Raw genomic sequence first — 14791 nt, forward strand, 5'->3', positions numbered from 1 at the left:
TAGGGCGCGTCATGCCTCGCGAGATCACCGCCTTTTCCAATCCGCTCGTCAAACGCATCCGCACCTTGCGCGAGAAGAAGCACCGGCGCGACGAGGGGCTGTTCCTCGCCGAGGGCCTGCGCGTGCTGACCGAAGCTCGCGAAGCGGGCCACCTGCCCCAATACCTGTTCTTCGCCGCCGACAGCGCCGCGCACCCGCTCGTCCGGGCATTGATCGCCGATGTCGAGGATCGCGGCGGCGACGCGATCGAGACCAATGCCGACATCCTCTCCAAGCTGTCGGGCAAGGACAATCCGCAGGCGGTGGTCGGCGTGTACGAGGAGTTCACGCGCACGCTGGACAGTCTCGACAGGACCAGGGCGGGCATCTGGCTGGTGGCCGAGCGGCTGCGCGATCCGGGCAATCTCGGCACCATCCTGCGCACCGGCGATGCCGTCGGCGCCGGCGGCCTGATCCTGATCGGCGACTGCGTGGACCCGTTTTCGGTTGAGGCGGTGCGCGCGTCGATGGGCGCCTTGTTCACCGTGCCGGTCGTGCAGAGCGGCTGGGGCGACTTCCTCCAGTGGCTACGCGGCGGGCCCGGCCAGCTCGTCGGCCTAAGCCTGGACACCACGCACGACTATCGCGCTGCCCGCTATGCCGCGCCCACCTTCCTGCTCACCGGCAACGAAGCGCGCGGGATGCCAGAGGATTACGCCGCTGCCTGCGACCTGCTCGTCAAGATACCCATGCTGGGCAAGGCCGACAGCCTCAACGCGGCCGTGGCCACGGCTGTCATGGCCTATGAGGTACTCGCGCAGCAGCGCTGAGCGATCGGCTCAGCCGGTGGCAGCGATCAGGCGCTCGAGCAGGCCGAGCCGCAGCGCGATCTCCGCGCGATATCCTGTCCCCGGCTCGCTGAAGCGCAACGCGGCGCGCCATTGCGCTCGGCCCGCTGCATAGTCCCCCGCGCGCACGTACGCCAGGCCAAGGAAGAAGCGGGGGCCGGGGTGCTCCGGCGCCAACTGGATCGCGCGGCGGAAGGCGAACAGCGCGGCCGGCGACACCTGCCCGCCATCATGCGCCGCGAGAGCGGAGCCGAGCCCGGTCCACAACGCGAAATCACGCGGATAGCGGTTCAGCGAACCCAGCATCACCCGCACCGCGCCTTGCTGCGCACCGGCACGCAACAGGGCGTCGCTCGCGGTCATGATGGCGGCTTCCTGCGTGAAGCGGCCGAACAGCGCGCCGCGCAGCTCCACGATCGCCGGCTCGACTTCCATGCCCTGCGCGTCGGCAACGCGCGGCGCCGCGGCCAGGGTCGGCCGACCCTGCAGCGCATAGCCGGCAGCCCCCAGCATCAGGGCCGCACCCGCCAGTGTCCAGACCGGACGGGCAAGACCCATCCGCCACATCAGCGCCGCCGTGGCGACACCCAGCAGCAGGAGCATCAGCCAGCCCATCAGCGCGGCTTTTTCCGGAACGCCTGGCGCGCCAGGAGCACCCCTGCCGCCAGCATCAGCAGCGGCGCGATCCAGAGCAGAGCGGTCGCCGGGCCGAACGGCGGGTCATAGGTGACATAATCGCCGTAGCGCTCGACCAGCCAGCGCCGGATCGCGTCCGGCCGCTCGCCCCCCTGAATGCGTCGGCGTACCAGCGCGCGCATGTCGCCGGCCATTTCCGCATCGCTGTCGGCAATCGACTGGCCCTGACAGACGAGGCAGCGCAGCGTTGCCATCAGCTCCTTCGCCTGGGCCTCCTTTGCCGGATCCGCAAGCTGGGTGTCGGCAAACGAGGCCGGCGGCAGGCGGCTGTCGGCAAGGACCGGCGCGGAAAGCAGGACTGCGGCAAGGAGGAGAAGGCGCTTCATCGCGCGTTCCGCACCGCGGCCGCGATCGCATCCACATCGTCGGCGCGGATGTCGCCCACATGCTGGAGCACGATGCGGCCCTGCCCGTCGACGACGAAGCTTTCCGGGACGCCCGAGGAGCCGAGGGCAAGCTGGACGGCACTTTCCCGGTCGCTGCCGATCCGCGCATAGGGATCGCCGTTGCGCCGCAGGAAATCGGCCACCGCATCCGGTGTGTCGCGCACCGCCACCGCGTCGATCGGCACACCCAGCTGCTTCAGGCGGAGCAATTGCGGCGCCTCGGCAATGCACGGGATACACCAGCTGGCGAAGATGTTGAGGAGCCGCGGCTGCCCGCCCTGGAGATCGTCACTGGCAAGGCCGGGCTTGCCCGGTGCGATCGCCGCCAGACGGAATGCCGGCACCGGCTTGCCGATCATGGCCGAGCGGACGGTGCGATCCGCCGGCTTGAGCAGCCCCTGCGCGATCACGCCGAGCAGCGCGGCGAAGCCGACCAGCGGCACCCAGAGCAGCCACCGCTTCATGTCCAGCGCTCCGTCGGATGGGGATCGACGCGCACCTGCCGCTCACGACGCAGCCGGCCCAGTAGCGACAGCGCCCCGCCCAGCGCCACCAACGCGCCGCCCAGCCAGATGCACGTCACCCATGGCTTCCACCACAGGCGAAGCTGCCAGCGGCCATCCGCGCCTTGCCGGCCGAGCACGGTATAGAGTTGCCCATCCGCCTCCGTGCGGATGGCGGTCTCGTTGGTGGTGGTGGGCGGGGCGGCGAAGAACCGTTGCTGCGGTCGCAACAGAAAGGGGGTGCCCTCGCCTCGCTGGACCCGCAACACGCCCTCCAGCGCGGACCAGTTGTCGCCGATCTCAGGGCGGATGCCCTGCAGCGTCACGCTGAACGGACCGACCAGCACCGGCTGTCCGACCTGCGCTGCCACCAGCTTCTCCTCGGTGAATACGCTGTCCGCGGCCATGCCGAACAGGCTCACGGCGATGCCGAGATGGGCCACCACCATGCCGTAGGTAAACAGCGGGGTACGCCGCAGATTGCGCCGCCACAGCGGGGCGATGCTCGCCACCGCCAGCCCGAGGGCCAGGCCGAGCCCCAGCAGCGGCAGCGGACGCGTCACCCCGCCGAGCGCGAAGAAGCCAGCCATGCCGAGCAAGGTCGTGCCCAGCGCCGGCAAGGTGCGGGACACCAGCGCGTCCTTGTCGTCGCGCCGCCAGCGCAGCAAGGGTCCCACCCCCATCAGCGCGACCAGCCCCAGCGCGATCGGCCCCGCCGTGGCGTTGAAGAAGGGCGGCCCCACCGAAAGCTGCGTTCCCATCGCCGCCGCCAGCAGCGGGTACAAGGTGCCGATCAGCACGATCCCCAGGATCACGGACAGCAGCAGGTTGTTGGCGACCAGCCCGCCTTCCCGGCTCAACGGCTCGAACGTGGCGCCCGCGCGCACCGTGCCCACCCGCGCGCCGAACAGCGCCAGTGCGCCGCCGATGTACAAGGCGAGCAGCGCCAGGATGAACGTGCCGCGTTCCGGATCCACGGCAAAGGCATGAACGCTCGTCAGGATGCCGGAGCGGACCAGGAAGGTGCCCAGCATCGACATGGAAAAGGCGACCACCGCCAGCATGATCGTCCAGGCCCGCAAGCCGTCGCGGGTGGCCACCACGGTGACCGAGTGCAGCAGCGCCGTCGCCGCGAGCCAGGGCATCAGCGACGCATTCTCCACCGGATCCCAGAACCACCAGCCGCCCCAGCCAAGCTCGTAATAGGCCCAATAGCTGCCGGCGGTGATGCCGAGCGTCAGGAATATCCACGCGCCCAGCACCCAGAGGCGCATCGCGCGGGCAAAGGCCGGCCCGACATCGCGCGTGACCAATGCGCCAACCGCAAAGGAGAAGGCGACGGAGATCCCGACATAGCCGATGTACAAGGTGGGCGGGTGAAAGGCGAGGCCGGGGTCCTGGAGCAGCGGATTGAGGCCCAGACCATCGGGCGGGGCGGGGCTGAGCCGCGCGAAGGGGTTCGAGGAGAACAGCAGAAAGGCGTAGAAGCCCAGCGCGATCACCGCCTGCGCGCCCAGTGTCGCCACCAGCGTGCGTTCGTGAAGCCGACGCTCCAGCAGCGCCACGGCGCCCCCCGCCAGCCCGAGGATGGTCACCCAGAGCAGCATGGAGCCTTCATGGTTCCCCCAGGCGCCCGCAACCTTGTAGAGCCACGGCTTGGCGGTGTGGCTGTTCTCCGCCACCAGCGCGACGGACATGTCGGACCCCGAGAACACCGCCAGCAGCGCCGCAAAGGCGATCGCCGTCAGCAGCCCCTGGGCGACCGCCACGGGGCGCACGGCACCACGCAGCTGCTCTCCCAACGCGCCCTCGCGGCGCAGGCCGAGCGTGGCGGCGGCAATCTGCAGCAGGGCAAGCGCGGCGGCGAGCCACAGCGCGGCAAGGCCAAGCTCGGCGGTCACCGCTCCAGCGTCTTGGTTTCGTGCATGGCGCCGGCAACCTCAGGCGGCATGTATTTCTCGTCGTGCTTGGCCAGCAGGTTGGTCGCGGTGAAGCTGCCGTCCGGGTTGAAATGCCCCTCGGCAACCACGCCCGAACGCTCGCGAAACAGGTCCGGCGCGATGCCGGTGAACGCAACCGGCACCGTCGCCCGGCCGTCCGTCACGCGGAAGCGGATGGAGACGCCGTCCGGCTGTCGTGCGATCGAGTTCGCCGCGACCATGCCGCCCAACCGCACTTCCCGGCCCAGCGGCAGGCCGCTCTTCTCCACGTCGCCCGGCGCATAGAAAAAGGCGGCCTGATCCTTCAGCGCCGACAGCGCCAGCAATGCCGCGCCGACCACGGCCAGCACGGCAAGGCCGGCCAGCACCAGTCGCTGGTTCTTGGCGGTCACTGGCGCTCGCTGCCCCGCATCGCCCGCCAGCTGATCCAGGCAAGCGCCGCCGCCGTCAGCAAGGTCACGCCATACGCGGCGCTCACGAACGCCCAGTGGCTCATGCGCGCGCCATGCGGCGCAACCGCGCCTCGTTCCTGGCGCGCGCCAGCATGTCGCGCATCCGCATCAGCACGACCGCCGCAAAGAACAGGCTGAAGCCCGCCAGCGTGAAGCCGAGCGGCCAGAGCATGCTGCCGTCGATCGTCGAGCTTGCCAGGCCGATGCTCTCGCCCTGGTGCAGCGTGTTCCACCACACCACCGAATAGCGGATGATCGGCAGCAGCACCGACCCGGCGACGCCGAACAGAGCCGGAATGCGGCCGTCGCCGCCCTGCTCGCGATCGGCGCGAGCCAGCCCGATATAGCCGAGATAGACGAAGAACAGCAGCAACATGGACGTGAGCCGGCCATCCCATTGCCACCAGGTGCCCCAGGTCGGCCGACCCCAAATCGAGCCGGTCATGAGGCACAGCGCCGCGAACATCGCGCCGGGAACGGCGATGGCGCGCGCCGCGACGTTCGCCAGCGGGTGTCGCCAGACGAGATAGGCGATGCTGGACAGGGCGATGCCGCTCCATCCGCCCATGCCGAGCCAGGCGGTGGGGACATGAATGTAGAGAATGCGAACGCTGTCGCCCTGCAGGTAATCGGGCGGCGTCTGCGTCAGGCCGGCCCAGCACCCGAAGGCGATCAGCGCCGCGCCGGTCCAGAACAGCCATCCGGTCAGCGGGCGAGCGATCTTCAGGAATCGTGCCGGATTGGCAAAGGCATGCAGGCTGGCCACGCGGCTTTCCTTACGTGTTCGAAAGGCCGGCGTCACCTGTCTTGCGGCAACCTCAGGCGCGGCCGATCAGCCGCATCGCCATGGCATCGGCAACATCCGCGGCAGGCGTATCGGTGGACACGCTTTCCGCCCAGATCTCCTCCAGGCGGACGGGAATGCGGCCGATCCGCGCCAGCACCTCGGCCTCGTCCCCCTGGCCGAGGTATTCCAGGCCGACATTGATGATGCCGCCCGCGTTGATGACGTAATCCGGCGCGTACAGGATGCCCCGCGCGTGCAGCGCCGCGCCGAGATCGGCGGTGGCGAGCTGATTGTTGGCGCCGCCGGCGATCACCGTGGTGCGCAGCGCGTCGATCGACTGCTCGGTCAGGATCGCGCCCAGCGCGTTCGGGCTGACGATGTCCGCTTCCGTCGCCAGCAGCGTATCGGCCGCCACGACGTCCGCACCCAGCTCCTCGGCCAGCGCCTGCGCCTTGGCGACGTTCACGTCGGCCAGCGTCAAGCGCGCGCCATCCGCCGCCAGCAGCCGGGCCAAGCCGCCGCCGACGCTGCCCACGCCCTGGATCGCGACGTGCACGCCGCGCATCTCGTCCGCGCCCAGGCCGCGCTTCGCCGCCGCACGCACGCCCAGATAGACGCCCTGCGCGGTATACGGCCCCGGATCGCCACCGGCGGCACCGCTTTCCACCGGCAGGCCGGAGACATGGCGCGTGCGGGTCGCGATGACCTTCATCCGCTCCTCGGACATGCCGACATCCTCGGCCGTCACATATTTGCCGCCGAGCGACTCGACGGCTTCGCCGAACGCCTCCAGCTGCGCAGTGGAGATGGTCGCGCCCGGGCGTTCGGCCAGGACCACGCCCTTGCCGCCGCCCATCGGCAGGCCGGCCATGGCGTTCTTGAAGCTCATGCCGCGGGACAGGCGCAGCGCGTCGGTCAGCGCCGCAGCCTCGTCCGGGTAATGCCAGAAGCGCACCCCGCCCGCCGCGGCGCCCAGCGCCGTCGAGTGGATCGCGATCACCGCCTGCAAGCCGCTGGCGCGATCGGTGAACAGGTGCACGCCCTCATGGGCGTCGAAATCCGGCAAGCCCCAGGTCATCTGATCTCTCGGGAAAAGTGGGGCGACCGACGGGACTTGAACCCGCAACTTCCGGCATCACAAGCCGGCGCTCTAACCAATTGAACTACGGTCGCCGCGAAGGCCAGAGCCCCTAGCGGCAGCATGCCGGCCCCGTCAAGCTATCAGAAGCGACCTTCCGCGGAAAGCCGCCAGCCAGCGGGGGTCTGCTGGAACCCGGCGCCTGCCAGTTGCTGTGCCTGCGCCGGATCGCTGGCCCCCAGCGTCAACTCCGCGCGGTACCGACCTTCCGGCCACAGGCGCACCGACACGCTCTGCGTCCCGCCGGCCCCCGCCAGCGGCAACAGCAAGGCCCCGCCCTCGCACCGCGCTGCGCCCGAAAGCGCCTGGCTGAGCGGAACGCCGCCAATGTCGCCGGCAAGCGTGGCCCGCACCATGCCCTCGGCGCGCTCGCAACCCGCATCGCCAAAGCGCGCGCTCACGGCCTGGAGGTCGAGCATTGTGACGGGCAGCGGGGCAAAGGCACGCCCCGCCGCCAGCGTGGCCGTGACATCGTCTAGCCCGGCGCTGTGCCGCGTGATGGTGATCCCGCCGGAAAGAGGCTGGGCCGGATCGGTGCCGCGCCGCGCAAGCTCCACCCGTGCGCGCCCGATCAGCAGGGGAAAGGGCGAAACCCGCGCGCGCAGATCCCCGAGGGGCAGATCGCCCATCTGTGCCTCGGCCAGCGAGCCCAGCCACACCGCCCCGCTCACGCGGCGGGCGGCGAAACGGGACGCGTCGAGCCCCAGCCAGTCGAGCGCGAGGCGCATCGGCAGGGAGACGAGCAGCGCCGCCACCAGGAAGGCGCCGAAAAGGACGGGACGGCGCGTCGCCAGCTGGAAACGCTTCATGCCTGGCTCCTCAGGGTGAGCTGAAGCGACACGGTCTGGTCCCCATTGTTGGTGATGGCCATGGTCTCCACCAGGATGCCCGCTTCCTCCAGGCCGGCGATCCACGCGAACAGGGCGCCGGGGCGCGCCTGGGTGATGCTGAGCTGCACCCGGTCGCTGCCCTGGGGCGCAAGGCTGGCAACGGTGAAGCCGGCGGCGTCGGCGCGCGCGCGCACCTCTGCATCGAGCGGCTGGCCGAGCGGCGCCGCCCGCGGCACGGCGCGGATCGCCGCCACGCGCGCCTGCGTCTCGGCAAGCCGCAGAACGGCGTCCGCATGCCGCGTGCGGGCACTGGCGAGCCCATCCGTCACCGGCAGCAGGATGCCGGCCCAAACGAGCGTGACGGCCAGCAGGGCAAGCATCACGAGGATCAGCCGCCGCTCGCGCAACGATCGTCCCGCGAACCAGAGTCGCAGACCGCTCATGGAGCCCCCACAGTCACGTCGCCCGTCAGCCGGCCGCCATTGTTGGTAAAGGTGCTGGGGGTCGCGGCAAAGCCCTGCGCCCGCAGACGGGTGACGAGATCGGCGGCCTGCGCCTCGCTGGCCAGCGACACGGACGGCTTCAGCACACCGGTGGCGTCGAAGTTCAACGCCGTGACCTCCGCGTCGGGCAGCGTCCGCATGATCGCGAACAGCGCGGCGGCCGTGCGGCTGAAGCCCAGCCCGCCGCCGCGCAGGCGGGCAAGCCGGTCGGCGAGTTGCCGGTCCGCATTGTTCACCGTTTCGCCGCGCGGCAGGTTCTCGCGCGCCAGCGCCTCCGCCCGGTCCTCCAGCGCGCCGGCGGCGATGTTGTAGCGCAGGATGAGCGTGAGGCTGACGAGCAGGGTGACCAGAAGGATCGCCGCTCCGAGCCAGGCCAGTCGCCGCACCAGCGGCCACTCGATCCCGATCCGCCGCCGCCGCGAAAACGCGCCTTGCCGCAGGTCGAGAGCCGGCGCCGCCACGGCGGCCAGGATGGCGGCATCCACCGCGTCGGCTGCCAGCAGGGTCGGTTCGTCCCCGCCCGTGACGAGTTCGGTCAGGCCCGGCGCGTCAGCAAACCCGCTCGTCACCCCCCGCAGAACGCGCTCCCCGCCGAGGTCGGCGGCGACATACCCTTCTTCGGGCAAGGGCAGCAGCAGTGGGGCCGGAACGATCGCGCGCGCATCAAGGCCGGCCAGCACGAGGTCGGCGAGCCAGGCCTGCATCACCTGTGCCGACACGACGGCGATCGGGCGCTCGGCGCGGCCATCCTCCCGGCCGACGGCAACATGAAGGTCTGCCAAGGGCGTGAGGCTCGCCTCCGCCGCCAGCAGGCGCGCCGCCGCGATCGCCTGCGCGGGCGAGCGGTCCGGCAGCTCCGCCCAGTGCAGCACCACCGCGTCGGCCGGCGTCACGGCGACGACGGGCTCCTCCGCGGCGGGCACGGGCACGCCGCTGCCGCGGGCGACCACCCCCGTTTCGGCCGTCCGCAGCCAGCGCCACTCGCCGCCCGGCCGCGGCAAAAACACAACCAGAGTCACGAACGCTCCCCCCAGGCGCGAGACACGATGCGTGCCGGCAACCGCGTCGCATCGATCAGGCCATGCTGTTCCAGTTCCGCATCGTTCAACACGACCTGGATGTCGAGCGCGAACCATTGCGTGGTGATCGCGGTCTGCCGTTCCGCCTCCGGCCCGGCCGCCTGGCCGCCCAGCGCCAGCCCCTGCCAGAAGGCGGTCACGCTCTCATAGCCCTGTGGCGGGCGACGGAGCAGCAGCCCCGAGATCGTCTGCGGCGCCACCGACTGCGGCAGCAGCATGGCGAGCAGCGGCGCCTGTTCCGGCAACAGCGTGTTGACGTTCACCTTTGACGGCTCCGCCTTGGGCAGGGTGCAAAGCCACGGGCGCAGCCGGGCATAGGTTTCCGCCGTCATGCCGCTCACCGCGCGCAACTCGCTCACATCGGCCATCAGCGTGTTGGCGGTGCGATAGCCCTTGTAGCTGCTGTCTTCCGCGCCGTTCGGCAGCGGATCGTTGCCGCTGTCGATCCAGTCGGTCGTAGCGGCGGTGATCGCCTCCGGGTTCTGGCCGGTGACGCCGACGAGCCGCATCAGGTTCGTGAACTGCACCATCGCCGGCGCATAGGCGGCGTACACGCCCGGGGTCGTTTCGGTGACCAGGCCATTGAGGTTGAAGCAATTGCCGCCGTCGCGCACCCGCGCAACTGCGGTGCCCTCGGGAATGGGCAGCGGGACGGGCGTGTTGCTCCAATTGCCGGCCAGCGTCACCCGGCTCGCATCGCGGCCCAACACGTCGGTGACCTTCAACAGCGCCATCGTCTCGGCCGCCTGTGCCCAGGCGCGCGCCTGGCTGCCGGCCACCGCATTGCTCGCGAGGCGGGTGGACAGGCGCATCTTCTCCAGCGCCGTTCCTGCCATCACCGAGATGATCGCCACCAGCAGCAGAACGGTGAGCAGCGCGGCACCGCGCTCCCGGTCAGGCACCGGCATTGGCTTGCCCCCCGGCCTCGTCGCGTGGCGGCCGCGGATCATAGCCAGCGCCGACCAGCGCCAGCTGGCGGAAAACCGTGCCGTTCTCGCGCTGCACCGACAGTTCCACCACTTGCGGCAGCGGCGGTGCGGTTGCCGCACCATTCCAGCGGTCGCTCCACGCGCCATTGTACCGGTAGCGCAGTGTCGCGCTCGCCACATGGTCGAGCAGGACGGTGGGTGCGAGCGGCGGAGCGCCGTCCAGCATCGGCCAGGTGATCCGCTCCAGCGCTCCCTGGGTTACCCGGTACTGCACCTTCTGCGCGCTCGCGCGAGGCGCCGAATCGAGATTGGTCCAGCCGCCGCGCACCAGCACCATCTCTCCCGGCGCGCCGAAGAACGCCGGGACGCTGTCGCCCGCTTCGTTGCGTGTGGGTCGCGCCACCGCCTCGGCGAGATCGGCAGAGAAAACGGAGGAAAAGCGGTTCAGCGCCGCGACATCATCCAGCTTGGCGCCGGTCGCGGCCTGCGCACGGATGCTGACCGACAGCAGCGCGACTCCTGCCGCCGCGAGCATGCCGAAGATCAGCAGCGCGATCATCATCTCGACCAGCGTGAACCCGCCGGTGCGACCGGTCGGAGCCGTCATGCGCCCGCTCCCGCGCGCACGACGGTCAGCCGCCCGAGCGTCGCCCCGCCCGGATCGGCCACGGACACGGCGATCGTCAGCACGCGCCCGCCGCCTGCCGGGCGCACCTCGCGCGACCAGGTCCAGGCGCGCCCGCCATTCTGCTCCACCCCGCGGGTGACGCCGATCGTCGGCGGGCGGGCATCGGTCAACGCCTCGATCGCCACGTTGCGGGCAACCGTCTGCGCAAGAAAGGTCTCGTCAACGATGCCGGCGCCGCGGATCGTCGCGCCCTCCAGCCGCAACAGGGCCAGGGCCGCCAGGCTGAAGACGGCGAGCGCCACCATCATCTCGATCAGCGTGAAGCCGGTCTCCGGCCTCGAAGCGGCGGGGGCCTCAGCCGACAAGGCGCACGCTCCCGTCCGCGCCGATGCGCACCGTACGGTTGGCGTCGTCGCGCACCAGTTGCAGGTCGAAGCCGTGATCGGCAAGGCCGGTAGGGTCGAACACGATCCGTTCACGCTGCGTTGCCAGCAGCGGGCGGGTGCCCTGCCCCCATTGCGTGACCTGCAACGGGCCGTCGGCCGCCGCGCTCCACGCGCCGCCACGCCGCTGCTCGAAGCCATAGCCGCCGGCCGTGACCCACACGCTGGCGGGCCGCGCATTGATGATGGCGAAATCGCGCGCGACACGGGTGCGCGCGGCGAAGCGCTCGGCCTCCTCGTCCAGCCGCCCGCGCGGATCGGGGAGGCTGAGCGCGACAGCGGCAGAGGCAAGGCCGATGATCGTGATGACGATCATCAGCTCGACCAGTGTGAAGCCGCGCTCGGGGACGCGCGCCGCGCGCGACCGCCTATTGCCAGCTGCCGATATCGGCATCGGGCCCCTCGCCCCCTTCCTTGTCGTCGGAGCCCAGGGTCCAGACGTCCGCCTGACCGTGCTGGCCGGGCGAGGCGTAGAGGTACGGGCGGCCCCAGGGATCGTCCGGCAGCTTCTTGATATAGCCGCCCGACTGGTACTTGGCCGGATCGGCGCCCTGCGGGGCGGTGACCAGCGCCTGAAGCCCCTGCGAAGTGCTCGGATAGCTGCCGTTCTGCAGCCGGTAGAGGTCCAACCCCGCCTGGATGGTAGAGATATCCGCGCGTGCCTTCTCGATCCGGGCCTTATCGCCGGAGGGCAGCACGTTGAGCGCCACGATGGTCGCCAGCAGGCCGATGATGACGATCACCACCATCAGCTCCACCAGGGTGAAACCGTCTTCCCGCCGACGCCGCTTCTTCTGTTCGATACGCATATGGGTCCTCATGCTCACTGCCCCGCGAGCGTGTTCAGCTGCAGGATCGGCAGCAGGATGGATAGCACGATGGTGGCGACGATGCCGCCCATCACGACGATGATCGCGGGCTCGAGCAGCGACAGCGCGGTTGCCGTGAAGCGATCGAATTCGCGCTCCAGGTAATCGGCGGCGCGCTCCAGCATCTCGTCCAGCCGACCGGCCGACTCGCCCGAGGCGGCGAGATAGGTCAGCAGCGGCGGGAACACGCCCGCGCGCCGCATGGCGGCCGACAGCGAACCGCCGCCGCGAATGGCTTCCACGATCTCGTCGGAGGCGAGGCGCAGGCGACGGTTGTGGATCGTGCCCGCGGTCAGCGCGAGCCCTTCCAGAAGGGGAAGACGGCTGGCGACCATCGTTGAGAGCGTTCGCGCCATGCGGGCCGCATGCAGGTCGCGGATGAGCCGCCCCAGCAGGGGTATGCGCAGCAGCCAGCTGTCGAACGACAGGCGGATCGCCGGCTCCTTCATCGCCCGCCAGAACAACAGCGCAAGCCCCGCCAGCACCGCCAGCATCAGCCACCAATATCCGGCCATCAGCGCGGAAAGGCCCATCACCAGGCGGGTGAGGAGCGGAAGCTCCTGCCCCACCGTGTCGAATTGCTCGACCACCTGGGGCACCACGAAGATCATCAACGACGTGACCACCCCGAGTGCCACCACCGCGAGCACCGCGGGGTAGGCCATGGCCGTCATCAACTTGCCGCGGATCTCCGCCTGCCGCTCCAGCAGGATCGACAAGCGCTCGAGGATCACCGGCAGCGAGCCCGAACTCTCGCCCGCGGACACCATCGCGCGATAGAGTGGCGGAAAGCTCTTCGGCTCGCGCCCCATCGCTTCCGCCAGCCGCCGGCCCTCGGTCACCCCGGCGTGCACCGAGGACACGATCTCGCGCACCTGTTCCTGCTCGGTCTGCCGCACGATGGTCCGCAGGCTTTCCTCCAGGGGCGAGACCCGGTTGAGCGTGGCCAGCTGCCGCGTGAACAACGTCAACTGCTTGCCGCCCATCCGCCGCCCGCGCAGCGAGATGCCTGAAACCAGCGACTTGGGCTTGGCCGGCGCTCCGGAGCCGGGCTCCACCCGCACGACGTAGAGCCTGCGCGCGTCGAGCTTTGCGCGCGCATCCGCCGCATCCTCCGCCACGACATGGCCGCGCATCTCGCGCCCGCGCGTGTCGATGGCGAGATAATCGAAGTCAGCCATGGTCGGCAGGCGGCAGCGCCGCCTCGTCAACGTCCATCGCGTCGCGCCGCGACACCCGCACCGCTTCTTCCGGCGTGGTTTCGCCCCGCCGCACGAGATCACGCGCCGCGCCCGCCAGGGTTGCGCCATGGGCAAAGGCGTGGCGGGCGATCGCCGCCTCGTCCCCGCCTTCGTTGATGAGGCGGCGGATCGTCTCATCCACGCGCACCGCCTCGAACACGCCGAGCCGGCCCTTGAACCCGGTCTGGCCGCATGCCTCGCACCCGCGCGGTTCGTACACCGTCTCGCCCGCCTTCAGCCCGATCAGCGCGGCCACGGAGGGGCTTGACGGCACGGCCTCCCGGCAGACCGGGCACAACCGCCGGACAAGGCGCTGGGCGATGACGGCGCGCAGGGTGGAGGCAAGCAGGAACGGCTCCACCTTCATGTCGCGCATGCGGGTGATCGCACCCACCGCATCGTTCGTGTGCACGGTGGACAGCACCAGATGGCCGGTCAGCGAGGCCTGCACGGCGATCTCGGCCGTTTCGCGGTCGCGGATCTCGCCCACCATCACCGTGTCCGGATCCTGGCGCAGGATCGCGCGCAGACCGGCGGCAAAGGTGAGGCCGACCTTCGGGTTCACCTGCGTCTGACCCACCCCGTCCACCGCATATTCCACCGGATCCTCCACGGTGAGGATGTTGCGGCTGCCGTCGTTCAGCGTGCGCAGCGCGGCATAGAGCGTGGTCGTCTTGCCCGATCCGGTCGGCCCGGTGACCAGCAGGATACCGTTCGGCTCCGCCAGTGCCTCGTTGAGAAGGGCATACATTTCGGGGCTGAGCCCCAGTGCTTCCAGGTCGATGCCGGCGTTATCCTTGTCGAGGATACGCAGCACCACCCGCTCGCCCGCGCGGCTCGGGAGGGTGGATACGCGCACGTCCAGGCTCTTGCCGCCCAGCGTAATGCCGATGCGCCCATCCTGCGGCACGCGCCGCTCGGCGATGTCGAGGCGCGCCATCACCTTGATACGGCTGACCACCACCGGCGCGACGTGGGGCGGCATGCGCAACGTCTCGCGCAGCACGCCGTCGATGCGCATGCGCACCACCAGGCCGCTCTCATAAGGCTCGACATGGACGTCCGACACGCCGTTCCGCGCCGCGTCGGCCAGCACGCCGTTGATCAGCCGGATCGCCGGCGCGTCGTCGGCGGAGTCGAGCAGATCCTCCGCCGTGGGCAGATCGCCGGCGAGCAGGTCCAGTTCGCCGCCAAGACCCAGATTGCCTGCCGCCGCTGCCGCCGCTTGCCCGTCCATGGCATAGCGGTCGGAAAGCAGCCGGTCGAAGGCCGGCGGGGCGGCGAAATCGATTTCGAACGGGCGGGCGAAGCACCGGCGCAGTTCGATCAGCACCTTGGGATCGGCACCTTCGCGCAACGTCACCCGCAACGCGCCGTCGCGCTCGTCGAGCAGCGCCACCACGCCGAACTTGCGGGCAAAGGCATAGGGCACGTCGACGATCGGCAGCGCCGGCAAGGTCGCGTCGCCTGCCGGCACCTCCACCGCATCGCTCTCCGCCACGGGGCCGTCCGGCGCTTTGCCAAAGGCGATCTGCATGGC

19 protein-coding genes and 1 tRNA gene are annotated in these 14791 nt (G+C 70.3%); 1 reads left to right on the top strand and 19 read right to left on the bottom strand.

Annotation, left to right across the window (positions count from 1 at the left end):
* Positions 1-11 precede the first annotated feature (11 nt).
* Positions 12-809, top strand: a complete 798-nt coding sequence (locus DVW87_RS07590) for a TrmH family RNA methyltransferase (RefSeq protein WP_114687209.1) — start codon at positions 12-14, stop codon at positions 807-809.
* Between the two features lie 9 nt (positions 810-818).
* Here DVW87_RS07590 and DVW87_RS07595 read toward each other — a convergent pair whose 3' ends face one another.
* From DVW87_RS07595 to gspE, 19 genes are all read right to left on the bottom strand, one after another.
* Complete coding sequence (locus DVW87_RS07595) at positions 819-1442, bottom strand: tetratricopeptide repeat protein (protein WP_114687210.1); 624 nt, start codon at positions 1440-1442, stop codon at positions 819-821.
* The gene (locus DVW87_RS07600; protein WP_114687211.1) at positions 1442-1849 is read right to left on the bottom strand and encodes a cytochrome c-type biogenesis protein; all 408 of its coding nucleotides are present in this window, start codon (positions 1847-1849) and stop codon (positions 1442-1444) included. Before DVW87_RS07600 ends, DVW87_RS07595 begins: the two co-directional genes overlap by 1 nt.
* Positions 1846-2373 (bottom strand): redoxin family protein, encoded by a 528-nt coding sequence (locus DVW87_RS07605; protein ID WP_114687212.1) that lies wholly within the window; start codon positions 2371-2373, stop codon positions 1846-1848. The genes DVW87_RS07600 and DVW87_RS07605 overlap by 4 nt, the downstream gene beginning before the upstream one ends.
* Positions 2370-4313: a heme lyase CcmF/NrfE family subunit gene (locus tag DVW87_RS07610; RefSeq protein WP_114687213.1), complete on the bottom strand. Its 1944-nt coding sequence runs from the start codon at positions 4311-4313 to the stop codon at positions 2370-2372. The genes DVW87_RS07605 and DVW87_RS07610 overlap by 4 nt, the downstream gene beginning before the upstream one ends.
* Complete coding sequence (gene ccmE, locus DVW87_RS07615) at positions 4310-4744, bottom strand: cytochrome c maturation protein CcmE (RefSeq protein ID WP_114687214.1); 435 nt, start codon at positions 4742-4744, stop codon at positions 4310-4312. The genes DVW87_RS07610 and ccmE overlap by 4 nt, the downstream gene beginning before the upstream one ends.
* Positions 4741-4848, bottom strand: coding sequence for a heme exporter protein CcmD (locus DVW87_RS07620; protein WP_114687215.1), 108 nt, complete (start codon positions 4846-4848; stop codon positions 4741-4743). Before DVW87_RS07620 ends, ccmE begins: the two co-directional genes overlap by 4 nt.
* Entirely contained in the window at positions 4845-5570 is a 726-nt protein-coding gene (ccmC, locus tag DVW87_RS07625; RefSeq protein WP_114687216.1) for a heme ABC transporter permease CcmC, read from the bottom strand. The genes DVW87_RS07620 and ccmC overlap by 4 nt, the downstream gene beginning before the upstream one ends.
* A 52-nt stretch (positions 5571-5622) precedes the next feature.
* Entirely contained in the window at positions 5623-6669 is a 1047-nt protein-coding gene (locus tag DVW87_RS07630) for a Glu/Leu/Phe/Val family dehydrogenase (protein ID WP_114687217.1), read from the bottom strand.
* A gap of 18 nt (positions 6670-6687) precedes the next feature.
* Positions 6688-6764, bottom strand: a tRNA-His gene (locus DVW87_RS07635).
* A gap of 48 nt (positions 6765-6812) precedes the next feature.
* Positions 6813-7538 (bottom strand): type II secretion system protein N, encoded by a 726-nt coding sequence (gene gspN / locus DVW87_RS07640; RefSeq protein WP_114687218.1) that lies wholly within the window; start codon positions 7536-7538, stop codon positions 6813-6815.
* Positions 7535-8002 (bottom strand): type II secretion system protein GspM, encoded by a 468-nt coding sequence (gspM, locus tag DVW87_RS07645; RefSeq protein WP_114687219.1) that lies wholly within the window; start codon positions 8000-8002, stop codon positions 7535-7537. Before gspM ends, gspN begins: the two co-directional genes overlap by 4 nt.
* Positions 7999-9081 carry a type II secretion system protein GspL gene (gspL, locus tag DVW87_RS07650; RefSeq protein ID WP_114687220.1) on the bottom strand — a complete coding sequence of 361 codons (1083 nt, stop codon included), beginning with the start codon at positions 9079-9081 and terminating at the stop codon, positions 7999-8001. Before gspL ends, gspM begins: the two co-directional genes overlap by 4 nt.
* The gene (gene gspK, locus DVW87_RS07655; protein ID WP_114687221.1) at positions 9078-10049 is read right to left on the bottom strand and encodes a type II secretion system minor pseudopilin GspK; all 972 of its coding nucleotides are present in this window, start codon (positions 10047-10049) and stop codon (positions 9078-9080) included. The genes gspL and gspK overlap by 4 nt, the downstream gene beginning before the upstream one ends.
* The gene (gspJ, locus tag DVW87_RS07660) at positions 10036-10677 is read right to left on the bottom strand and encodes a type II secretion system minor pseudopilin GspJ (protein ID WP_114687222.1); all 642 of its coding nucleotides are present in this window, start codon (positions 10675-10677) and stop codon (positions 10036-10038) included. Before gspJ ends, gspK begins: the two co-directional genes overlap by 14 nt.
* On the bottom strand, positions 10674-11063 hold the full coding sequence (gene gspI / locus DVW87_RS07665; RefSeq protein ID WP_275402077.1) for a type II secretion system minor pseudopilin GspI: 390 nt from the start codon (positions 11061-11063) through the stop codon (positions 10674-10676). Before gspI ends, gspJ begins: the two co-directional genes overlap by 4 nt.
* Complete coding sequence (locus tag DVW87_RS07670) at positions 11053-11535, bottom strand: GspH/FimT family pseudopilin (RefSeq protein ID WP_114687223.1); 483 nt, start codon at positions 11533-11535, stop codon at positions 11053-11055. Before DVW87_RS07670 ends, gspI begins: the two co-directional genes overlap by 11 nt.
* Entirely contained in the window at positions 11510-11950 is a 441-nt protein-coding gene (gene gspG / locus DVW87_RS07675; RefSeq protein ID WP_114688135.1) for a type II secretion system major pseudopilin GspG, read from the bottom strand. Before gspG ends, DVW87_RS07670 begins: the two co-directional genes overlap by 26 nt.
* Positions 11951-11964: 14 nt before the next feature.
* Positions 11965-13191 (bottom strand): type II secretion system inner membrane protein GspF, encoded by a 1227-nt coding sequence (gene gspF / locus DVW87_RS07680; RefSeq protein WP_114687224.1) that lies wholly within the window; start codon positions 13189-13191, stop codon positions 11965-11967.
* Entirely contained in the window at positions 13184-14788 is a 1605-nt protein-coding gene (gspE, locus tag DVW87_RS07685) for a type II secretion system ATPase GspE (protein ID WP_114687225.1), read from the bottom strand. The genes gspF and gspE overlap by 8 nt, the downstream gene beginning before the upstream one ends.
* Positions 14789-14791: the final 3 nt, after the last annotated feature.

The organism is Sphingomonas aracearum, from assembly GCF_003345355.1.
GTDB lineage: Bacteria > Pseudomonadota > Alphaproteobacteria > Sphingomonadales > Sphingomonadaceae > Sphingomonas > Sphingomonas aracearum.

Bases quoted from the DNA above. Each gene is read 5' to 3' on its own strand.
- DVW87_RS07590 (WP_114687209.1), top strand. From the start codon at position 12: ATGCCTCGCGAGATCACCGCCTTTTCCAATCCGCTCGTCAAACGCATC.
- DVW87_RS07595 (WP_114687210.1), bottom strand. From the start codon at position 1,442: ATGGGCTGGCTGATGCTCCTGCTGCTGGGTGTCGCCACGGCGGCGCTG.
- DVW87_RS07600 (WP_114687211.1), bottom strand. From the start codon at position 1,849: ATGAAGCGCCTTCTCCTCCTTGCCGCAGTCCTGCTTTCCGCGCCGGTC.
- DVW87_RS07605 (WP_114687212.1), bottom strand. From the start codon at position 2,373: ATGAAGCGGTGGCTGCTCTGGGTGCCGCTGGTCGGCTTCGCCGCGCTG.
- DVW87_RS07620 (WP_114687215.1), bottom strand. From the start codon at position 4,848: ATGAGCCACTGGGCGTTCGTGAGCGCCGCGTATGGCGTGACCTTGCTG.
- DVW87_RS07630 (WP_114687217.1), bottom strand. From the start codon at position 6,669: ATGACCTGGGGCTTGCCGGATTTCGACGCCCATGAGGGCGTGCACCTG.
- gspN (WP_114687218.1), bottom strand. From the start codon at position 7,538: ATGAAGCGTTTCCAGCTGGCGACGCGCCGTCCCGTCCTTTTCGGCGCC.
- gspM (WP_114687219.1), bottom strand. From the start codon at position 8,002: ATGAGCGGTCTGCGACTCTGGTTCGCGGGACGATCGTTGCGCGAGCGG.
- gspK (WP_114687221.1), bottom strand. From the start codon at position 10,049: ATGCCGGTGCCTGACCGGGAGCGCGGTGCCGCGCTGCTCACCGTTCTG.
- gspJ (WP_114687222.1), bottom strand. From the start codon at position 10,677: ATGACGGCTCCGACCGGTCGCACCGGCGGGTTCACGCTGGTCGAGATG.
- DVW87_RS07670 (WP_114687223.1), bottom strand. From the start codon at position 11,535: ATGCCGATATCGGCAGCTGGCAATAGGCGGTCGCGCGCGGCGCGCGTC.
- gspG (WP_114688135.1), bottom strand. From the start codon at position 11,950: ATGCGTATCGAACAGAAGAAGCGGCGTCGGCGGGAAGACGGTTTCACC.
- gspF (WP_114687224.1), bottom strand. From the start codon at position 13,191: ATGGCTGACTTCGATTATCTCGCCATCGACACGCGCGGGCGCGAGATG.
- gspE (WP_114687225.1), bottom strand. From the start codon at position 14,788: ATGCAGATCGCCTTTGGCAAAGCGCCGGACGGCCCCGTGGCGGAGAGC.